At 64.1% G+C, this 19,991-nt stretch carries 18 protein-coding genes and 1 pseudogene; 10 read left to right on the forward strand and 9 right to left on the reverse strand.

The features are described from left to right. Positions 1 to 2 precede the first annotated feature (2 nt). Genes QX034_RS29310 through QX034_RS29325 form a run of 4 tightly spaced genes read right to left on the reverse strand, consistent with a single transcriptional unit; the run spans position 3 to position 5,047 of the window. Entirely contained in the window at positions 3 to 1,253 is a 1,251-nt protein-coding gene (locus QX034_RS29310; protein WP_315703919.1) for an ABC transporter substrate-binding protein, read from the reverse strand. 25 nt (positions 1,254 to 1,278) lie between these two features. Next, positions 1,279 to 3,654 carry a xanthine dehydrogenase family protein molybdopterin-binding subunit gene (locus QX034_RS29315; protein ID WP_315703918.1) on the reverse strand — a complete coding sequence of 792 codons (2,376 nt, stop codon included), beginning with the start codon at positions 3,652 to 3,654 and terminating at the stop codon, positions 1,279 to 1,281. Beyond that, positions 3,651 to 4,190, reverse strand: coding sequence for a (2Fe-2S)-binding protein (locus tag QX034_RS29320; RefSeq protein ID WP_316196214.1), 540 nt, complete (start codon positions 4,188 to 4,190; stop codon positions 3,651 to 3,653). The genes QX034_RS29315 and QX034_RS29320 overlap by 4 nt, the downstream gene beginning before the upstream one ends. After that, positions 4,187 to 5,047 (reverse strand): xanthine dehydrogenase family protein subunit M, encoded by an 861-nt coding sequence (locus tag QX034_RS29325; protein ID WP_315703916.1) that lies wholly within the window; start codon positions 5,045 to 5,047, stop codon positions 4,187 to 4,189. Before QX034_RS29325 ends, QX034_RS29320 begins: the two co-directional genes overlap by 4 nt. 268 nt (positions 5,048 to 5,315) lie before the next feature. Between QX034_RS29325 and QX034_RS29330 the strand changes: the two genes are divergently transcribed. Continuing rightward, on the forward strand, positions 5,316 to 5,933 hold the full coding sequence (locus QX034_RS29330) for a helix-turn-helix domain-containing protein (RefSeq protein ID WP_315704286.1): 618 nt from the start codon (positions 5,316 to 5,318) through the stop codon (positions 5,931 to 5,933). Between the two features lie 29 nt (positions 5,934 to 5,962). Here the strand turns inward: QX034_RS29330 and QX034_RS29335 are convergent, their stop codons facing one another. Continuing rightward, positions 5,963 to 7,930, reverse strand: a complete 1,968-nt coding sequence (locus QX034_RS29335) for an alkaline phosphatase family protein (protein ID WP_315703915.1) — start codon at positions 7,928 to 7,930, stop codon at positions 5,963 to 5,965. A gap of 344 nt (positions 7,931 to 8,274) precedes the next feature. Here QX034_RS29335 and QX034_RS29340 point away from each other — a divergent pair, with 344 nt between their 5' ends. Continuing rightward, positions 8,275 to 9,105 carry a hypothetical protein gene (locus tag QX034_RS29340; RefSeq protein ID WP_315703914.1) on the forward strand — a complete coding sequence of 277 codons (831 nt, stop codon included), beginning with the start codon at positions 8,275 to 8,277 and terminating at the stop codon, positions 9,103 to 9,105. 223 nt (positions 9,106 to 9,328) lie between these two features. Continuing rightward, positions 9,329 to 10,750 (forward strand): FAD/NAD(P)-binding protein, encoded by a 1,422-nt coding sequence (locus tag QX034_RS29345; RefSeq protein WP_315703913.1) that lies wholly within the window; start codon positions 9,329 to 9,331, stop codon positions 10,748 to 10,750. A 207-nt stretch (positions 10,751 to 10,957) separates the two neighbouring features. Here QX034_RS29345 and QX034_RS29350 read toward each other — a convergent pair whose 3' ends face one another. The 3 genes from QX034_RS29350 to QX034_RS29360 form a co-directional block, all read right to left on the reverse strand. Continuing rightward, a complete protein-coding gene (locus tag QX034_RS29350) occupies positions 10,958 to 11,827 on the reverse strand; it encodes a hypothetical protein (protein WP_315703912.1) in 870 nt (289 codons plus the stop codon). Between the two features lie 255 nt (positions 11,828 to 12,082). Next, positions 12,083 to 13,195 (reverse strand): S1/P1 nuclease, encoded by a 1,113-nt coding sequence (locus QX034_RS29355; protein WP_315703911.1) that lies wholly within the window; start codon positions 13,193 to 13,195, stop codon positions 12,083 to 12,085. Positions 13,196 to 13,302: 107 nt separating this feature from the next. Beyond that, positions 13,303 to 14,772, reverse strand: a complete 1,470-nt coding sequence (locus QX034_RS29360; RefSeq protein WP_315703910.1) for a GH1 family beta-glucosidase — start codon at positions 14,770 to 14,772, stop codon at positions 13,303 to 13,305. Between the two features lie 194 nt (positions 14,773 to 14,966). On the opposite strand from QX034_RS29360, the gene nthA reads away from it, so the two are divergent. From nthA to QX034_RS29380, 4 genes are all read left to right on the forward strand, one after another. Beyond that, complete coding sequence (nthA, locus tag QX034_RS29365; protein ID WP_315703909.1) at positions 14,967 to 15,587, forward strand: nitrile hydratase subunit alpha; 621 nt, start codon at positions 14,967 to 14,969, stop codon at positions 15,585 to 15,587. Beyond that, on the forward strand, positions 15,587 to 16,246 hold the full coding sequence (gene nthB, locus QX034_RS29370) for a nitrile hydratase subunit beta (RefSeq protein WP_315703908.1): 660 nt from the start codon (positions 15,587 to 15,589) through the stop codon (positions 16,244 to 16,246). Before nthA ends, nthB begins: the two co-directional genes overlap by 1 nt. Next, positions 16,246 to 16,632, forward strand: coding sequence for a nitrile hydratase accessory protein (locus QX034_RS29375; protein WP_315703907.1), 387 nt, complete (start codon positions 16,246 to 16,248; stop codon positions 16,630 to 16,632). Before nthB ends, QX034_RS29375 begins: the two co-directional genes overlap by 1 nt. 185 nt (positions 16,633 to 16,817) lie before the next feature. Further along, a complete protein-coding gene (locus QX034_RS29380; RefSeq protein WP_315703906.1) occupies positions 16,818 to 17,561 on the forward strand; it encodes a hypothetical protein in 744 nt (247 codons plus the stop codon). 70 nt (positions 17,562 to 17,631) lie between these two features. Here QX034_RS29380 and queC read toward each other — a convergent pair whose 3' ends face one another. Continuing rightward, positions 17,632 to 18,339, reverse strand: coding sequence for a 7-cyano-7-deazaguanine synthase QueC (queC, locus tag QX034_RS29385; protein ID WP_315703905.1), 708 nt, complete (start codon positions 18,337 to 18,339; stop codon positions 17,632 to 17,634). A gap of 128 nt (positions 18,340 to 18,467) precedes the next feature. Here queC and QX034_RS29390 point away from each other — a divergent pair. The 3 genes and pseudogenes from QX034_RS29390 to mazG all read left to right on the forward strand — a co-directional run. After that, a pseudogene (locus tag QX034_RS29390) lies at positions 18,468 to 18,575 on the forward strand (nucleoside triphosphate pyrophosphohydrolase); the annotation flags it as partial. Positions 18,576 to 18,577: 2 nt separating this feature from the next. Continuing rightward, a complete protein-coding gene (locus tag QX034_RS29395; protein ID WP_315703904.1) occupies positions 18,578 to 19,036 on the forward strand; it encodes a hypothetical protein in 459 nt (152 codons plus the stop codon). A gap of 84 nt (positions 19,037 to 19,120) precedes the next feature. Then, positions 19,121 to 19,933, forward strand: a complete 813-nt coding sequence (gene mazG / locus QX034_RS29400) for a nucleoside triphosphate pyrophosphohydrolase (RefSeq protein ID WP_315703903.1) — start codon at positions 19,121 to 19,123, stop codon at positions 19,931 to 19,933. Positions 19,934 to 19,991: the final 58 nt, after the last annotated feature.

Genomic DNA, 19,991 nt, shown 5'->3' on the forward strand with positions numbered 1-19,991 from the left:
GCTTAGGTGGCGTGGCCGAGCTCGCTGCAGCTCCGCAGCATGTCGTCAGCGCCCGCCTCGTTTGCGAGGATCGCGAACAGATCGTTGTCGTTCGCCATGGCGGACTTCTTCTTGGACTCCAACACCAGGACCGACTGCACCGACTGGTGGTCGCATTTGCGGTAGTGCTGCGGCCCCTTGGTGAGATCGTATTGCAGCTTCTCCAGGGCATCGACCACCTTGTCGGTGTCGGTGCCTCCGGCGGCCTGCATGGCGAGCAGCAGCGAGGCCACTCCGGAGTAGCCATAGGCGCCGTAGTCGGTCGGGATCGCCCCGCCATTGGCGGCCCGGAACGCGGCGTTGAAATCCGCTGCCGATCTGTTCTGCGTCTCCAAGCCCCAATAGTAGTTGGCGCCGCCGACCACGCCTTCAAAGACATCGGGACCGACCGCGAGCCGCTGGTTGTGCAGGATCACGGGCACCACGATCTTCATCTGCTGCTTGACGCCGAAATCAACCGCCTGCTTGATCGCATTGGCCTGATCGCGGCCGAAATTGCTGATGCAGAGCACATCCGGCCGCATCGACATCAGGCGCGGCATGAAGGTGGAGTAGTCGGCTGCACCGAACGGATGCAGGATTTCGCCGACGCTGTCGGCACCGATCGCCGCCTGCGCACGCTTGAAGCCGCGCAGCATCTCGTGACCATAGGCATAATCCGCCACCAGGTGCGCGACCTTCATGCCCTTCTTCAGGGTTTTCCCTGCCACCGCCGCTGTCGTCATGTGCGGATTGAGCGCTTCGTGGAAGGTGTATTTGCTGAAGTCCTTGGCCTCGTTGATGGTGTCGGACTGGCTGATCGAGACGTAGATCACGCCGCGGGCACGGGTGACCTCGTTGACCGCGAGCTGCACGGCGCTGGAGAGCGCACCGACGATGGCATGCACCTTGTCCTTCTCGATCAGCTCGAGCGTACGGGTGGCGGCTTCGCCGGCATTGAGCTTGTCATCCCGCACCAGGAGCTCGACCTTGCGGCCACCGATGCCGCCTTTGTCGTTGACGAGCTTGACCGCGAGCTCGGCGCATTTCACCTGGTCGCGCGCCTCGGCGGCGAATGGGCCGGTCAGCGGGGTCGGAAAGCCGATGCGGATGGTGTCATCGGCGGCACGGCCGAGCCGCGGCATCGCCAACGTCGCAAGGCCGGCCGACATCCCGGCCAGCGCGGTGCGGCGGGATATCTTCATTCGGGTCGATCTCGATCCGGACTTCTGCATGGTTTCCTCCCTGATATCGCTTTTTCTAGAATCGCTTGAGGGCCTTCAGGACGCGTGTGGGCGTGATCGGAATGGCGTTGACGGAGGCATCGAACGGCGCGAGCGCATCGTTGACGGCGTTGAGCACGCAGGCTGACGCCGCCGCGGTGCCGGCTTCCCCGCACCCCTTGGCGCCGAGCACGGTGTCCTCCGTCGGTGTCTCCACATGCGCGATCTCGATATCGGGCATCTCCATGGCCATCGGCACCAGATAGTCGGCAAGCGAGCCGTTCTGGAGCTGGCCGGTCTCGCTGTAGCGGCATTCCTCGAACAGCGCCGCGCCGAGCCCCTGCACCACCCCGCCGCGCAGCTGCTCATCGACCAGCATCGGGTTGATGATGCGGCCGCAATCCTCAACCACGAAATGCTTCAGGAGCTTGATGAAGCCGGTCTCGATGTCGACTTCCAGCGAGCAGCCCTGGATCCCATTGGTGAAGGCGAACGGATAGCCCTGCGGAGCAAAATGATGACTGACCGTGAGCTGCGCCTGCGTGCCCGGCGGCAGCGTGTCGGACCGGAAGTAGGCGATGCGGGCAATCTCCGAGACCGGCAGCCGTTGCTGCTGCGATCCGGCATCGACCACCTGCCCGTCGATAATGTCGAGCGCCGCTGGCTGCTCCTGCAGGATGAGTGCGGCGATCTCCAGAATGTTGCGCTTGAGCACACGTGTCGCCTGGAGCGCGGTCTCGCCGCCGATGCCGGCGCCGCGGCAGGCCCAGGTGGCGCCACCATGCGGCGTCACCTCGGTATCGCCCGTGATGACCTTGACGTGCTCCTGCGCGATCCCGAGCTGGTCGGCCACGATCTGGCTGATGATCGCCTCGGTGCCCTGCCCCTGCTCCGTGACCGAGATCAGGCAGCGGACCTCGCCCGATGGTGTCAGGCTGACGATCGCGCCGTCCTGCGACGAAATGCGCGCGCCGCCGACGCCATAGAAGGCGGGACTTGGATTGGTGATCTCGACGAAGGTCGCGATGCCGATGCCCCGATAGACGCCGCGTGCCCGTAAGGCCGCCTGCTCGGCGCGCAACGCGTCGTAGTCCATCATCGCATGCAGCCGCCGCAGGCAGGCTTGATGCGACAGCGCCTCGAACCTGTAGCCGGTCGGCGATGTCTGCGGATAGGCGTCGTCAGCGATCACGTTCTGCGCGCGGATGGCGAAGGGATCGAGGCCGACGCGCGCCGCGGCGATGTCGACCAGCCGTTCGGTGACGGCGCAGGCGATGGGGTGACCAACGGCGCGGTATTGGCTGGTCTGGACCTTGTTCTGGAAGATCACCTCCAGCGCGGCGCGATAGGCCTTCAACCCATATGGCGCCCCGATCAGACGGATCACCTGGTTTCCCTCGACCACGCTGGTGCGCGGATAGGTCGAGAAGGCCCCGATCGCGGTGATGTCCTGCACATCTATTGCCAGGATGCCGCCCTTCGCGTCGATCGCCATGCGGGCGCGCACGCGATGATCGCGGGCATGGATATCCGAGACGAAGGACTCGATGCGGTCGGCGACGTATTTGACCGGTCGTCCCAGCAGGATCGAAAGGCCGACCACCGCCATGTCCTCGTGATAGACGTGCAGCTTCATCCCGAAGGAGCCGCCGATGTCGGTGGCGATGACGCGGACGCGGGCTTCCGGGATGCCATAATGGCGCGAATAGAGGTCCTGAAACTGGTACGGCGTCTGGGTGCCGTGATGCACCGTGAGCATCTCGCCGCCGGGATCGTAGTCGGCGACGATGGCGCGCGGCTCGAGCGTCACCGCGGTATGGCGGCCGAAGCTGAACTCCTCCTCCACCACATGAGCGGCGGCGGCAAAGGCATCATCGACGCCGCCGCTATCGAGCTGGCTTCGGAAACAGGCATTGCCGGCGCTACCCGGATTGATCAACGGTGAGCCGATCTGGCGCGCGCTGTCGACATCGGCAACGACGGGCAGGTCCTCGTAATCGACCTCGATCAACTCGAGCGCATCCTCGGCAATCGCCCGGCTCTCAGCGACCACGGCGACGACCGCCTGCCCGGCCCAGACCACGCGATCCAGCGGCAGCGGCAGTTGCGGCGCCGATGTCATGCCCTTGAAGTGATCCAAGGTGCCGGTCCAGGGCGTGCAGATCTTGGCGAGATCAGCACCGGTCGCGACGAGATGCACGCCCTCGCGCGCCCGCGCGGCTTCGGTATCGATGGACACGACCTTTGCATGCGCATGCGGGCTGCGCAGGAAAGCGGCATGCAACATACGCGGCAGAGTGAGGTCGCTGACATAGCGGCCGCGCCCGGCGAGCAGCCGCTTGGCGTTGGGACGCGGCACCGAGCGGCCGATATAGGAATTGGGGCGATCGAGCGAGGTCAGCTGCGCACTCATGCTGCGCCTCCATCGTCTCCGGACGCGGAGGCGCGTGCCGTCGCCACCGCCTCGATGGCGTCCACGATCGCCTCGTAGCCGGTGCAGCGGCAGTAGTTGCCCGAGAGCGCATCGCGGATCTCCGTGCGGCTCGGCCGCGCCACCTGCGACAGCAGTTCATGGGCGCTGATCAGCATGCCGGGCGTGCAGAAGCCGCACTGGAGCGCGTTGCGGCGATGGAATTCAGCCTGGAGATCGCCGATCGCGCCGCTCTCCGACAGGCCCTCGATGGTATCGACCCGCGCGCCAGCGGCCTGCACCGCGAACATCAGGCAGGAATGCACCGCGCGTCCGTCGAGTTGCACGAGACAAGCGCCGCAGGCCCCCATCTCGCAGCCGGCGTGGGTTCCCGCCAGTTCGAGCTGATTGCGAAGGCAGTCGACCAGGGTCTCGCGCGGCGCAACATCGCAGGTCACCTTGCGGCCGTTGACGACGAGCCGGACGCGGAAGGTCTCGTCGATCTCATCAGACAACCCGTCTTCGCCGATCACGCTCATGCCCCCTCCCCGAGACGGCCGAGCAGGCGCCCAAGCAGCACGCGGGCGAGATGCAGCCGCATCGCCGGCGGCACCTCGTCGCTTTCAGGTGGGGCAAGGTCCGCCTCCAGCGCCGTCTGCGCCGCGGCGACGCGCGCCGGATCGAGCGTGGCTCCAGCCAGCGTGGCTTCCACTGTCTTGGCCCGGGTCGGCACATTGCCGACCGAGAAGAAGGCGATGCGGATGTCGTCGATGCGGTCGCCTTCGCAACTCGCGAGCAGACCGCACCCGACCAGCGCATAGTCGCCGCGCCGACGCGCCAGCTCGTCGAAGGCGAACCGTTGATTGCTCCTGAACACCGGGACGTGGATCGCGGTGATCAATTCACCCGGCCCAAGCGCCGTCTCGAACAGATCGACGAAGAAATCGTCGGCTCTCACCCGCCGGCGGCCGGCCGGCCCGGCGATCTCGATCTCGGCCGCAAGCGCCAAGGTTATCGCGGGAAATTCGGAGGCAGGATCGGCGAGCGCAACGCTGCCGCCGATCGTGCCACGATTGCGGATCGCCGGATGGGCGACGAACGGCGCCGCAGCGCGTAGCAGCGGAGCGAACTGCCCGATCAGAGGCTCGCTCAGCATCTCGCAGTGACGCGTGAGCGCGCCGATGCGCAAGAAGTCGCCTTGACGCTCGACGCCGCGCAGTTCGGCAATATGGGTGATGTCGATGAGAAGCCGCGGAGCCTGCAGCCGCAGCGACAGCGCGGGCACGAGGCTTTGTCCGCCGGCGATGAAACGCGCGTCGTCGCCGGCACGCGCATGGGCGTCCAGCGCTTGTTCGATCGTCTCAGCACGAAAATAGCTGAAAGCCCTCGCCTTCACTGCCGTTTCCTCGATCCCTCCGCTCGCCAGCGGGGATTGCCAAATTTGTAACCATCTGGTCTCAAAATCCTCGCACGGCGACGAGACTGGGTCAACCAGAATTGACCATTTGGTCACAAATGTGGATTGCGCTATGAAGTCCGCCGCGAATTGCGATACAGCGACGTCAATGGCGAGAAAAGCGCACAAGAAGGCGAAGCGACCGGTCCGGCGAACGACCAAGGCAGCCCCCAAGGCGGGCCCCAAGGCCGTGCCGCAGCGCCGCAACATGCGCGCTCCCGACCGTGAGCGGCTGATCGTGCACGAGGCGATCCGCTTCTTTGCCGAGCGCGGCTTCGAAGGCCAGACTCGCGAGCTCGCCAAGCGCATGGGCATCACGCATTCGGCGATCTATCGCCACTTCCCGAGCAAAGAAGCGCTGATCGAGCGCGTCTACCAGGAGGTCTATCTCAGCCGCTGGTCGCCCGATTGGGCGCCGCTGATCCGCGATCGCGCGCTGCCGCTGGAGGCGCGTCTCACGCGCTTCTACCTGGACTATGTCGCCCACGTGTTCGAGTACAATTGGGTCCGGATCTTCGTCTTCTCGGGAATGAAATCGTTCGGCATCACCGGCCGTTATCTCGACCTTGTCCGCCGCGAGATCATCGAGCCCGCCGCGATCGAACTGCGTCACGATCTGGGACTCCCAAACATTACGGAGCGCCATCTCAGCGAGCGCGAGACCGAAATGTTCTGGGGCCTGCACGGACGCATCTTCTATATCGCCATTCGCAGATTCATCTACGAGACACCGATCCCATCCGACCTGGACGCGATCGTGCGCGACGCGATCCGGACCTTCCTGGACGGTGCGCGAACGACCATGCCGGGACTGCTCACCGCATAGGATGAGCAGCCGCCAAGGCTCGACCGGCGTCAATCCCGGTCGCGGTCCCATCCATCAGGCCGGTTCTTGTGGTGGGCTTCCTCACCATCGTGGCCGAACCGAAACAGGTCCATCAAGTCGCCGATCGCGGGCGCATTGACGGGAATATACGGATTACGGCCGGTGATCGGATTTGGAAGATTGTCGCGGCTTCGCGAGGACAGCGTGCCGAGGCGCCAATTCCGCTCGATGAATTTCACGACGGAGGCATGATCGGAGTAGACGTGCCCGACGTGACCGCCACGCGAGTAAGGTGACACGATAATCGCCGGGACGCGGACGCCATCCCCGAAAAAGTCGACGGGCTGGACGTATCCCGAGTCCCAGAAGCCGCCGCCTTCGTCGAACGTGACGAGAATGGCGGTGTGAGCCCAAAGCTCCGGCTGCGCCTGGATCTCCTCGATAAAGACCTTTGCGTAGTTTTCGAAGGAAGAGAGCTTGGAACTGTCCGGGTGACCACTCGGAGCATCTTCCGAACGTAGGAAGGCGACTTCCGGCAATTTGCCGCTGCGGATGTCCCTGATGAGATCTTCTGCGTCGCGCAGATGCGCCGTGCGGCTCTCGGCCGTCGACATGACCGCGGTCGAGAACTGAAACGGATTGCAATTATCGCAATAGCCGGGAGAAGCCGTATGATTGGGATCGGCTACGTAGCGATTATATCCACCAGCATACCACGCCCAGGAAATGCCCTTCTGGCTGAGCTTTTCTCCGATCGTGGGCACGCTCGAGGGCGGCAAAGCGTTGGCAAGCGTATCGATCGTTCCATCCGGAAAGTAACCCGGATGCCTGCTGGCAACGTGATAATAGGTCCCCGGTGCGCAATGTGGATCAGGATGATATGGCAATGAAGCAATGTAGGCCCGGATCGTCGCCACACCGGGCTGATTCAGATCCGAACAATTGACGAAGGTGCCCGCGTCGTAGATCGGCGTATTGTTCGCGCCAGGCTTGGGGTTGGGATTCATGATCAGGCTGGCATCCGGAATTGCCGGATTGCCGTGACCATCGCTGAAGTAGATTTCGTCGGCAGTACCGAAAAAGTTCCAGTTGGGCGACGATGGGCCACGCATGGCCTGATGGTAGTTGTCGCTCATCGTATACTCGCGTGCAAGCGCGTGAAAATATGGCGCGTCACCGCGTGCGACATTGTAGAAGCCCAACGCGACGCCGCCGCTACCAATGCCGTTGGCACTGCGGGTCGCTTCAACCCATGGGAACAGATCATTGAGACAGCCGCTCGGGTTCTCTGCCGTGGCATGGGTTATGTCGCAATCAGCCTGTTGCCACTCCGGAAAGAAGCCGTGGTTGGGATCGGCTATGTAGAAATCGTAGGGCGTTAAGCCGGTCACCTGAAAGGGCCCGTTCGGCAGGGCATTCACGTTGGCGATACGCCCATCGGGCACATATTTGGGAAACGGATTTGCGCCGATGGTCATGTCGTGCGGGTCGAACAGCGGCGCATACTGGTGATAGAACATCGTCTCCCATGCCAGCGCACCGGCATCCGTCGCAAAGGGCGGCCCCGCCGTGTCGCTTCCGCCTAGCGGCAAGTTGCCCGTGGTTTGCGGTGGCAGCAATGCGTAGGTTTGTTTGCTTCCCGGCGCCAGTTGGAACGTGCCCGTCTCAACAGCGCTCGATTGCGCACCGGCCGCGAAGTTGTGACCCGGCCGGCCGTCTATATCGACAATGCCCTTCGACAGCAGGTTCGACACATGATCGCCCGAAGGTGCACGATAGGTGGCAAAAACATGATCGAAGCTCTGGTTTTCGCCGATGATGACGAGCAGATGCTCGATCGGCGTCGCGGTCCGAGCGTTGTTCGGTTCAGCAATCGCGGCCGCCGATGTCTGGAGAAGAGCTAGCCCCGCCGCGAGAACGGTCCCGCCGAACGGAAGAATACGGCGAGTCCGGCAAAGGATCGAACTTGCAAGCGAATGAACCGGCCGATCCCGCATCCTGCGAACTCTCATTGTGTCGTCCCTGAACTTAGAGCCCCCAAGCCGGTCACTACGTACCGCTGCGACGCAACAAGCCCGTGACGTGTGGATGTCCTGACAACCTAAAATGCGAACCGACGGATGCTCCGGGGCGGGCGATTGCGTAGGACGCCCCCTGCCCTCGACCAGTTCGGTGGGTGCCTGTCGCGCCTTGTGGACGGTGCAGAAGGTAAGTCTGTCCGAAAACGCCTCGTACTTGTCACTCCACAGTCTTGCTTTGGTCAAAGCGCCGCGCCGTTTTGTCGGACGATTCGGAACCGACGTGCGCCCTTGAGTCCCGGAGGGGCAGTGGACTGAAAGGAATGCCAGTGCAATCGACGCCGAACGCGAATGAGCTTGATCCGGGCGGGATCGGTCTATCGCCAGAAAAGGATTCCTACACGGATGTGTATAAACGCGTCGTGCGTGACGTGCTCTCGCGGATCGATCAGCGGCTTGCGGACATCGCGGCCCAAGCCGGAGCCCCCCGTTCGACCGAACCGGCTGGCGGCAAAGGCGTCCCGCCGACACGCTTGCGCCGATCGCTACACCGCAGGGCTTTGCGGGGCGCGATCGGCGTTCTCATGGTGGCCAGCCTGAGCACTGCGGCGCTGGCTTGGTATTACGCGGATCCGATGACGACCGTCATGGCGCGTTGGATGCCCTCTTTTCTGAAGACGGCGGCAACAAACGATGCCGACGTCTCCACCTCCGATTTGACTTCATCGAGCGCGCGCCCACCTGCCCCTCCCGTACAGCCTACGGATTTGGGCTCGGCGCCGCCGCAGAATGGTTCATTTGCATCGGGCGTGCAGGGGCCGGCGGAACATGGCGATATCACCACGGCCTCGATCGATCGGGACTTGATGCCGTTGATCCAGAAGCTGGCGCGCGACATCTCGGAGCTGCAGGTCGGGATCGAGCAGCTCAAGGCGGGGCAGGAGCAGGTCGTCCGCGATCAGGCCAGAGCCGCGGAGCAGTTGCAAGCCGGTCAGGACCAGCTGATGCGTCAGATGGCGAGGATATCCGCGGTGCAGCCGCCGAAGCCGATCGCACCCTCGCCGCGGGTGGATGCGCTGCGTCCGCCAAGTGCAGCGCTGCCGCCACCGCGGCCTCGCACCGCCAATACCGCGCAGACGCTGTTTCCGCGATAAAGGCCGTGGCTCGCCGGTCTGCACGCATGCGTCATGCTCGCTGGCCGAACGACCGGACAAAATAGTTCGGGCGAGCAGATAGCTGTTCCTGGCCGTTCAGGCGCGCCAAGACGCCGCAGAAGAGAATATTCGTCTTTTTGAACGACATGCGAACGTGGGCGCGTTGTTGCGTGCTAGAATAAAACTTACGCGTTTGCCGCTCTCAAAGAACGAGGCGCCTCGGATGAGCTGCTTCCCGGAACGACACGCAATCATTATCGGCGGCGGTGCCTCGGGCGTGCTGCTCGCCTATCAGCTGCTGCAGCATCCACATTCCGATTTCCGCGTCACGCTGATCGAAAAGCGCTGTGAGATCGGCCGCGGGCTTGCTTATCACACGGGCAATGCCGATCATCTCCTCAACGTCCGCGCGGCCAATATGAGCGCCCTGCCCGACGATCCCGATCACTTCTGGCGCTGGTTGTCGACGAGTCCAAACGCCGCGCCGTTCCGCCCCGATCCCTACTGCTTCGTCCCTCGCCGCCTCTATGGCGATTACATCGCAAGCCTGGTGGATCCGTTTCTATCGCCGGAGCACGGCGAGCAGCGTCTCACGATCGTCCGTGGCGAATGCATCGCGGTGAGCGAGGGCTGGGGCAACGTCACTGTCAGCCTGGCCGATGGTTCGCGTCTCGTCGGCGATGTCGCTGTGCTCGCAACAGGTCACGACGCTGCGACCGCCCGATCGGCTTGGCACGCCGATCCCTGGATTTCTCCATCCGTTCCCGGCTTCAGCAAGGACGCGGCCGTGCTGATCCTCGGCACCGGCCTGACCATGGCTGACTACGTGCTGACCTTGCTGCGCGAAGGTCATCGCGGGCCCATCATCGCGATGTCGCGCCGCGGCCTGATGGCCAGAGGCCATCGGCGCACGGCGCCGCTGTCCATCCGGGAGGAAGATATTCCTTTCGGCGCCGGCGCCAGCACCTTGCTGCGCTGGTTCCGGCAACGCATCGCGGCCCATGTGGCGGCGGGCGGCGACTGGCGCAGCGTGATCGATGCAGTCAGACCTTTCAGCCACCAGCTGTGGCGCGAGCTGCCAGCTTCCGCCAAGCGCAGCTTCCTGGAGCATGCCAGGGCTTGGTGGGACGTGCATCGGCACCGCATGGCGCCGGAGGTCGAGGCGCGCATCGTCGAGGCGATCGCGGACGGCCAGCTGACAGTGACGGCTGCCAAACTGGTCGGCATCGAAGGCGGCACGAGCGGCGCTCGGGTTCGTTATCGCCGGCGCGGCCGGCCGGAGGCCGAAACTATCGAGGTCGGTGCGATCGTCGATTGCACGGGCATCGTCCGCGATCCGCGGGCAACCATCAATCCTGCCGTCCGCAGCCTGTTCGATCAGGGGCTGGCGCGACCCGATCCGCTTCGGATCGGCATCGACGTCACGGCCGAGTGCACGATCATCCACGCGGACGGAACGTTGTCGCAACGGCTGTTTGCGATCGGCCCGCTGACCCGCGCCGCGTTCTGGGAGATCATGGCCATCCCTGACATCCGCAACCAGTGCGCGGCGCTCGCGGCGCAACTCGTGCAGGGCCGCGCAGCCCTGCTGTCCGAGGTGATCGGTGTGCAGCCTCCCGTCACGGACCAGCAGGTCGCGATCTAGTATGGCGCCAACGCATCGGCTTTCAGCGTTCAGCGCCGGGTAGATTTTCGAGACTGGCGATCAGGCCAGGCCCAGTCAGCTCCAGTCCAGCTTTCTTCGCGTTTGTCCGCCGGCGGGGCATGTCATGGCTGCCAGACATCGCGAGCCGAACCAATCAAGGCTCGCGGTGCTGAGCTGGCGCGACCAGCAATCCACATCGACCTGGGCTCATTTGCAGGAATGGATGCGTCCGTCGTAGCCGCGGTACGTGCCACGATCCGCGTCATAGGTGCGGAAATGCATGCACCTGAGATCGGCCTCGTGGCGGTGGGCGACGTGGGCACGGTGCTTGCGCTTGACGACGGGCTCCTCGTCTTCGTCGCGTGCATGATGTCTGCGCGGCTTTGGCGCATCGTGTTCGACGTGTTCCGAGGCGCGCGTCGTAACCTTCGGCTTGGCTGCCGGCTTCGGGGGAGTTGCTGACTTCGCCTGGCTCGGCGCTGCAGGCGCGGGCGTCGCTGCAACCGGCTTGTCCTGTGCCGCCGCTGGTTTGGCCTCCTCGATTGCGGGCTTCTTCTCGTCCGCGGCGGTCGGCTTGTCCTGAGGCGCTGGCGCCGTCTTGGTGTCAGCCGGCTTCTCCGGAACGGCAGCCGCCTTCTCGGACGGCTTCGGCTCAACCGCCGGAACCTTGTCGCTCCGTGCTGCGGCGGGCTCCGGTGCGGCTACCGCTTTCTCCGGCACGACAGCGGATTTCTCCTCAGCCTGAGCGGGCTTGTCCGACTCTTTCTTCTCGTCGGCGACCGCGGGCTTCTCGGCGCCGGCCGCCGGGGGTTCGACCGCCGCGGACGGCCGATCCTTCGCGGCTACGGAGTCGCCTTGCGCAGGCGCCGATTGCGGTTCGGTCTGCGCTTTCTCCTGGGCTGCTGCAGGCTTCTCAGGCTCCGCGCCGGATTGGCCGGACTCAGCGGCCGCGGGCTTCTGCTCAGCTGCCGCCGGCTTCCCATCTGGCGCGACCGTCTTTGCTTGGTCGGACTTTTCAGTGGCGGCCGGCGCCGACGGTTCGGGCGAGGCCGCCTGCGCGTGCGCCGGCACGCTCATGAATATCGCGAAAAGGACGCAACAGAACGCGCCGGCACGATGGGCGACGGCTGACGAAGAAGCATACATACGCATGACGGGGATCTCGGTTGATGGCCGGAACGAGTGGTCCGACGCCAACTAGGCTGCACCACGGGTTTAAGGCAAGTCTGTGAACCCTGCGGCACAGAAGCGCAGCCAACTCAAATTAGTTGCACAGTGTGTGCCGGCCGCATCACGCGCTGCGTGCGGCACGAGAAGCGCATTTCATGCTGATCAGTTCTTCGGCCAGATCGTGTTGAGGATCTGCGCGAGATGGGCACCCGCCTTCGCCAGTTGCTGCCGTTTGATCTCGTCGGCAAGGTGCATGTAAGTCAGACGATCCGGAAATATCACCGCCCATTTCGGATGCGGGGGTGGATCGGTTTGCGCAAAGCTGAGCCCCTGAAAGGCGGTCTTGGCCACCTGCAGCGTGTCGGTCGCCCAATCCCCCGCCCAATTCTCGAGCGGCCCGGAACTTGCCGGCACCGCACGTGCGGCCGCCAGCAGTTCGCGCGTCGCGGCGTGGCCAATGTCGAATGGAATGTCGTCCCATTCGGCGTGCAGGTTGACATTCTGGTCCTGGATCAGATTGCCGCCGGCGGTCTGGTTGTCAGGATTGTCCTGACGCGCGGCATCAGGGTCGACCAGGACGCCCTGCGCATCGAGATAGACCGCGCCGACATGCAGCGGCTGATGCAGGTCGCCGACGAAATGCGTGAGCAGCAGCAACGCTTCCTTCTTGTCGCGGATCGAGAACGGCGCCGGGGCCGGCTTGTCGGTCAGCACGGCGAGTGCGGCATTGACCGCCGCGACCAGATCGTGGGGGTTGGTGCCGACCTCGCTGCGGTCGAAAGCATCGCGCTGGATCGCAACGTCGTCGAAATGGAAGGTGTTGTGGCAGCCTTGTTCGAAACCGGACGGCTGGTAGGAGCAGGTTTCGCTGTGCCAGTTGCGGCTGACATAGTCCTCCATGCGAGCCCGTTCGAGTGCCGAATTGAACGGAATGCACGCCGTTTCATATTCGGGATGGTTGGGATCGAGCTCGTATTTGAAGCGGTTGCCATCGTGGTGTGCGACGGCCTTGACGCAATCCGCCCACGGACCCGCCTGTTGCAGCCCGATCTGGCGCCAGACGTGGCGATCTTTCATGGCCTTGATCTCGGCGTCGGACGGCAGCGGGTCGTTGAGGATGTCATGGACCTGCTTGGTCGCATTGGCATTGTCGGCGATCAGCTTCGCGGCGATGTCCCCGACCACTTCGTGCCCCTGAGCCCCCCATGCCAACGCCCTGCCCGGCTGCAGGCAAAGTGCGGACAGCATAGCCAGGATGAAAGTGATGCGTCCCATGCCCGCCTCCACGATCCCCGTTGTGACCGTCGCCTTCATACAATGTTCGATGCGGCAACGGCAGCATCGCATCTTCTGCGCGAACTATGACGTTCGGTTAGCGCTCGTCACGCCAGCAGCGCATTTTTTGCGATCACATGGCGATAAAAGGACGCGCTGAGCTTGGGGGTGCGAGCCTGGGTGTCGAAATCGACGTGATAGACGCCGAAGCGCTGCCGATAGCCGAACACCCATTCGAAATTATCCATCAGGCTCCACAGGAAATAGCCTTTCACCGGCACGCCCTCCGCGGTCGCGCGCTGCAGTTGGGCTAGGTAATTGCGCAGGTACATCACCCGATCGAGGTCGTGGATCTTACCGTCCGGGCTCACCTTGTCGTCCGAGGAGGTGCCATTCTCGGTGATGTAAATCGTCTTCAGATCCCAGATCTTGGCCGCGAACCTTGGCACCCAATAGGCGATCTCCGGCCCGACCAGGAGCCAGGGAGAACTCATATGCGGGAACGAGGACGGCATCGGCAGCGCCTGGAACCCGGGCGCATTGTCGCTCGCGACCACATAGGCCTGCGGCGCATAGATGTTGAGCCCAACGAAATCGACCGACGCCGAGATGATCTTCAACTCGTCCGCAGTGAATTTCGGGGCGTCCTTGCCGGCCCAGGCCAGGAAGGCGTCGGTATAGCGGCCTTCCAGGATCACGTTGAGGAAGCCTGCGTTCAATTCGCGCGTGGCGATCTCGGCGGCACGGATGTTCTCCGGCGTGTCGATCGCCGGCACGCAGGCCGTGATGTTCTCGGCCATGCCGACTTGCGTACCCGCGCGGCCCCTGGCCCGGATCGCCTGCACCGAGAGCCCATGCGCCAGCGCTACGTGGTGCCGCGCCTGGTTCACCTCTCCTTGCGGCAGTTTCAGCCCGGGCGCGTCGATGCCGAGGCCATAACCGAACGGGATGAAACGTCCGCATTCGTTCACGGTGAAGATGGTCTTAACGCGATCGCTCAAGTGCTCGGCGACGTAGCCGGCGTAATCGGCGAAAGCCTTCGCGGTCTCGGCCGAACGCCAGCCGCCGAGGCGCTCTTGCAGCGCCTGCGGCAGATCCCAATGATACAGCGTGGCATAGGGCGCGATGCCGTTCGCGAGCAACTCGTCCACCAACCTGTTGTAGAAATCGAGCCCTTTCGGGTTCGGCGTGCTGCCGCCATCCGGAAACAGCCGCGGCCAGGCGATCGAGAACCGATAGGCCTTGCAGCCGAGTTCCTTGATCAGGCCGACATCGTCCTTGTAGCGATGATAGTGATCGCAGGCGACGTCACCGGTGCTGCCGTCCTCGATATGGCCCGGCGCATGGGTGAAGACATCCCAGATCGAAGGCCCGCGACCGTCGGCCCTGGCTGCCCCCTCGATCTGGTAGGACGAGGTCGCGGTGCCCCAGACGAAGTCGTGCGGGAAATGGCGGCCGGGCGCTGCTGGCTCGTTCGTCACGGGCCCCTCCTGTGCTGTCGCAGTCGCGCCTCCCGTTCCAAGGGCGGCCAGACCGGCCAGCTTGGCAAAATCACGACGGGAGACATCGTTTGGCATTGGCTGTCCTTGAACACATAGGGCTTCAGTCGTCGCCGGGTACATGAGCGCCGACGGCAGTAGGAACCACATCTTCAGCGCGTTTTGAACGGCTGTCGCCGTGAATCCGGGCCAATCATAGCATCATATCGAGGTCATTACGGCCATGCACCGTCGTCTCGACAGTCCGGCTCGATTGCGCCTATGGTTGCGCCATGACAGATCACCCTCACGACCATGATCACTCGGAGCTGACCGAGACCGAGCTGCGCGTTCGTGCGCTCGAATCCATCCTGACCGAAAAGGGCTATATCGATCCGGCCGCGCTCGACGTGCTGATCGAGACCTATGAGACCAAGGTCGGCCCGCGCAACGGCGCCCGCGTCGTGGCCCGGGCGTGGACCGATCCCGCGTTTCGCGCCCGCCTGCTGGCCGATGCGACGCCTGCGATCGGCGAGCTCGGCTATGCCGGCCGCCAGGGCGAGCATATCGTCGCGGTCGAGAATACGCCCGAGCTGCACAACATGGTCGTGTGCACCCTGTGCTCCTGCTATCCCTGGCCGGTCCTGGGCCTGCCGCCGGTCTGGTACAAATCGGCGCCCTATCGGGCCAAGGCGGTGAAGGATCCGCGCGGCGTCCTGCAGGATTTCGGTTTCGAGCTGCCGCCCACCACCAAGATCCGCGTGTGGGATTCGACCGCCGAGATCCGCTATTTCGTGCTGCCGATGCGCCCCGAAGGCACCGAGGGCTGGAGCGAGGAGAAGCTCGCCGAGCTCGTCACCCGCGACAGCATGATCGGCACCGGCCTGCCGAAGCAACCGGGCGAGGTGGCGTAATGGATGGCGCGCATGACATGGGCGGGGTGCCCTGGTCCGGCCCGGTGCGGCCGGAGCCGAACGAGCCGGTGTTCCATGCCGAATGGGAGCGTCGCGCGTTTGCGATGACCCTGGCAATGGCGATGCCGGGTGGCTGGAACATCGATATGTCGCGCTTTGCGCGCGAGAACCGGCCGGCGGCCGACTATCTCGGCATGAGCTATTACGAGATCTGGCTCGCCGGTCTCGAACGCCTCATGCAGGACCGTCATCTCGTGGAGGCAGATGAGATCGCCGCCGGTCGATCACTGCATCCGGCCAAGCCCGTCGCAAGAATTCTGACTGCGGACGGCGTCGCCGCAATGCTGCATCGGGGCGGCCCGAGCGAGCGCGAAGTCACACGACCGGCACTCTATGCGGTGGGCGCTCGCGTGCGCGCCAAGGACATTCATCCGCCGACCCACACCCGTCTGCCGCGCTACGTGCGCGGCCACGCCGGCCGCATCGAAGCGGTGAGAGGTGTGCACGTCTTTCCCGACAGCAATACAAGCGGCGCGGGCGAAGATCCGCAATGGCTCTACACCGTCTCCTTCAGCGGCGCGGAGCTGTGGCCAGACGCACCCGATCCGATGCTCGAAGTCACGGTGGATGCGTTCGAGCCCTACCTGGAGCCGGCGTGATGAGCGTGGAGCGCAACGCCGCGCGGGAGGCCGCGCGTGCCCTGCCCGACATTCCTCGCGACGATGAGGGTCCGGTGTTCCGCGCCCCCTGGGAAGCCCATGCATTTGCGATCGCGGTCTCCCTGCATGCGCGCGGCCTGTTCACATGGGGCGAATGGGCTGCAGCACTGGCCGACGAGATCGCGCGCGCACAAGCGGCCGGCGACGCCGACACCGGCGAGACCTACTACCTGCATTGGCTCGCGACGCTTGAGCGGCTGGTCGCGGAAAAAGGCGTCACATCGGCCACAACCCTGACGCGCTATCGCGACGCATGGGATCACGCCGCCGACCGCACCCCGCACGGCAAGCCGATCGAACTGATACCCGCGGATTTTTCCGATTGAAGCCGTGCGAGGCCGTCAGTTTGCGCACCTATCGGCGTGCGAGATCGGCGCAACCCTATCGCAACCATCGCCGGGAAATTCGCAAGTCAGGTGGTGGCGCATAGGTGCCGAGATTCGTATCATTCCGCCTGCGCCGGTCGCGTACTCGCGCGTGATCTCGAAGCGAAGAGAGTCAGGGGGCAAACATGTCTGAGGTCGAATCCTTCGGAAACATCGTGAATTCGCTGGTCGCACTGCGACAGGACTATCACGAGCAGCTTAAACTGATTCCGCAATATGAAGCCTTTCTGCAGGTCGACCGCTCGACCGAACGGGCGGCCCATGCACTGCAGAACGCCGAGGCTTCTCTGTCGCCGATCGCCGCCGAAGTGATCGACTCGTTGCAATTTGCCCGCAACCGATACGAGCAGCATCTGAACAGCCTTCCGGAATATCGCGCCCTGCTTGCAATCGACCGGCTGATCGAGGAGATCGCGATCGATCTCGGCGTTCGGAGCAAGGATGACGAGGGCGCGGGCCGGTCGCACGAACCGGCGATGACAGAGGCTGCGGCCGCTCTGGAAACCGTGGCGATCTTCGCGGAGCCCGAGATGCCGGCGCCCCATGCCGAGGCCGGCGAACCAGCACCCGCCGAGCTCGAAGAGACTCTGCATGCAGAGGCCGGCCTAAGCGCTGCGACGGATACTCCGATGCAGTCCCCTATTTTGCCGCTCGATATCGACGCCGATCTCGTCGACGATGACATCGTCGCTGTCCGCGCTCCCTCCGCGCCGGTCGACGAGGCCGGTATCGATGAGGACCTGCGCGAGATCGCCTATCGCGATCTCACCAAGGCAACAGCGGAGCCGCCGGCCAGCGCCGTCGCCCAAACGGAGCCGCCTTCGGCCCATCCGACTGTTTCCGAGGAGAGCGACGAAGCGGCCGCCTGACCCGAGACTGCTGCCCGGTCTTGCGAGCCGTCGGACGGAAGCACCCGATGACTGGTTGCAACGGAACGAACTAAACGCCGGCGGCGTATTCGCGCCACCCCTTGGCGCGCAACTCGCAAGCCGGGCATTGGCCGCAGCCATAGCCCCAATCGTGCCGGGCGCCACGCTCACCGAGATAGCAGGTGTGGGAATGGTCGCGGATCAGATCGACCAGCCCTGCTCCGCCGAGGTCATGCGCAAGTTGCCAGGTCGCGGCCTTCGATAACCACATCAACGGTGTGTGGAGCTCAAAATTCCTGGCCATGCCGAGATTGAGGGCGGTCTGCAGCGCCTTGATGGTCTCGTTCCGGCAGTCCGGATAGCCGGAATAGTCGGTCTCGCACATGCCGCCGACGATATCGGCGATGCCGCGCCGATAGGCGAGCGCGGCGGCAAATGTCAGGAACACGAGGTTGCGGCCCGGCACGAAGGTATTGGGCAGGCCATCCGCTCCCATCTCGATCGCGACATTGCGGGTCAGCGCCGTCTCCGAGATCGCAGCCAATGTGGGGATCTCGAGCGTATGGCTCTCGCCGAGCCTGTCCGCCCAATCGGGCCGCAGGTGCTTGATGCCGTCGACCAGCCGCGTCCGGCAGTCGAGCTCGATGGCATGGCGCTGGCCGTAGGCGAAGCCGATGGTTTCCACCCGCGCAAAACGGTCCAACGCCCAGGCCAGGCAGGTGGTGGAATCCTGTCCGCCCGAGAACAGCACCAGTGCGGTTTTGTCCAGAGTTGTCATCGGCCCCGCTTAGCACTTCTCTGCGCTACGGGCCAACCAAGCTGTGGCGCAGAGTGGGTTTTCGCTGGGACGCACGCCGCTCTTGAGGCATACAGGTCTCAAAAGCCCGCTCGGTTCCAGGACCTCACATGACGCCGTCCCGCGACATCTCCCGCCTCATCGAGATCATGGCCCGGCTGCGCACGCCCGTGACCGGCTGCCCCGGAGACTATGAATATAGTTTTTCGAGGATCGCTTGATGGATGCCACAGCCCCCGAACAACTGCGCACGCACGCTATTGGCCTAGTCACTGACGCGAAGCAGATGCTGAAGGCGGCAGAGCTTTTGCACAAGTCTGGCGAATGGACGGTGACGCTGCCGACCTACTACCTGCTCGGGCATGCAATGGAGGTTGTGCTCAAGGCTTTCCTCCTGGCCGGCGGCGAGGAACTGGAGCGTTTAAAGAAGCGGTACGGCCACGACATCGCTAAGGCGGCGAAGAAGGTGGCCGAGGCAAAACACAACGCCATATCGCCGCTCGTCCAGGAATACCTGCCCGAGATCGAGCTATTGAACGGCTATTACAAGGCCAAGGAGCTTGAGTACCGCGTCACCGGGTTCAAGTCATTTCCGCAGAAGGAAAGGCTAATCGCCTTCCTCCAATCCGTCATTCCGCTGGTTGAGCCGGTTGCGTATCAGGCTTACCCCGTTCGCTGAGCAACAGCCGCAGGCGCATGATCTCGATCAATAGGCAATGCATTTCGCGCGCTGCATAACTGCGGTGAACTAGAGGACCCCCCCGTGAAACCCTCCCGCGACATTTCCCGCCTCATCGAGATCATGGCCCAGCTGCGCACGCCGGTGACCGGCTGCCCGTGGGACCTGGAGCAGACATTTTTGACCATCGCTCCCTACACAATCGAGGAGGCCTATGAAGTCGCGGATGCGATCATCCGCGGCGACCTCGACGATCTCAAGGAGGAGCTCGGCGACCTCCTGCTGCAGGTGGTCTATCACGCCCGCATCGCCGAGGAGCAGCAGGAATTTGCGTTCGGGGACGTGGTCGAAGCCATCACCACCAAGATGATCCGGCGCCACCCGCACGTGTTTCCCGACAAGGACGGTAAGATCACGCAGCCGACCAAGGGCACTTGGGACCGTATCAAGGCAGAGGAAAAGGCCGAGCGCGCCGCCCGCCGGCCGGCCGAGGCGGCCGCACCCAGCCTGCTCTCCGGCGTGAAGGCCGGACAGCCGGCGCTCGTGCGCGCGATGGAGCTGCAGCGTCGGGCATCGACCGTCGGCTTCGACTGGAACGACCCGCGCGCGGTGCTGCAAAAGATCCGCGAGGAGGCCGACGAAATCGAAGCCGCACTCGATGGCGGCGACGCGACGCAGCTGACCGAAGAGACCGGCGACCTGTTGTTCGCACTGGTCAACCTCGCCCGTCACGCCAAGGTCGATCCTGAAACGGCGCTGCGCTCGACCAACGCCAAGTTCGAGCGGCGTTTCGCCTATATCGAGGGCGCGCTTGCCGCGAACGGCCGCGCACCGGCCGACGCTTCGCTCGACGAGATGGACGAATTGTGGAACGAGGCGAAGGCGCAGGAGAAATAGCTACGCACCGGTCGAGGGCGTGGCGTCACCCGACGTGATGCAGCCTGTTTAGCGTTCA

This window comes from Bradyrhizobium sp. SZCCHNR3119, from assembly GCF_032487775.1.
Lineage (GTDB): Bacteria > Pseudomonadota > Alphaproteobacteria > Rhizobiales > Xanthobacteraceae > Bradyrhizobium.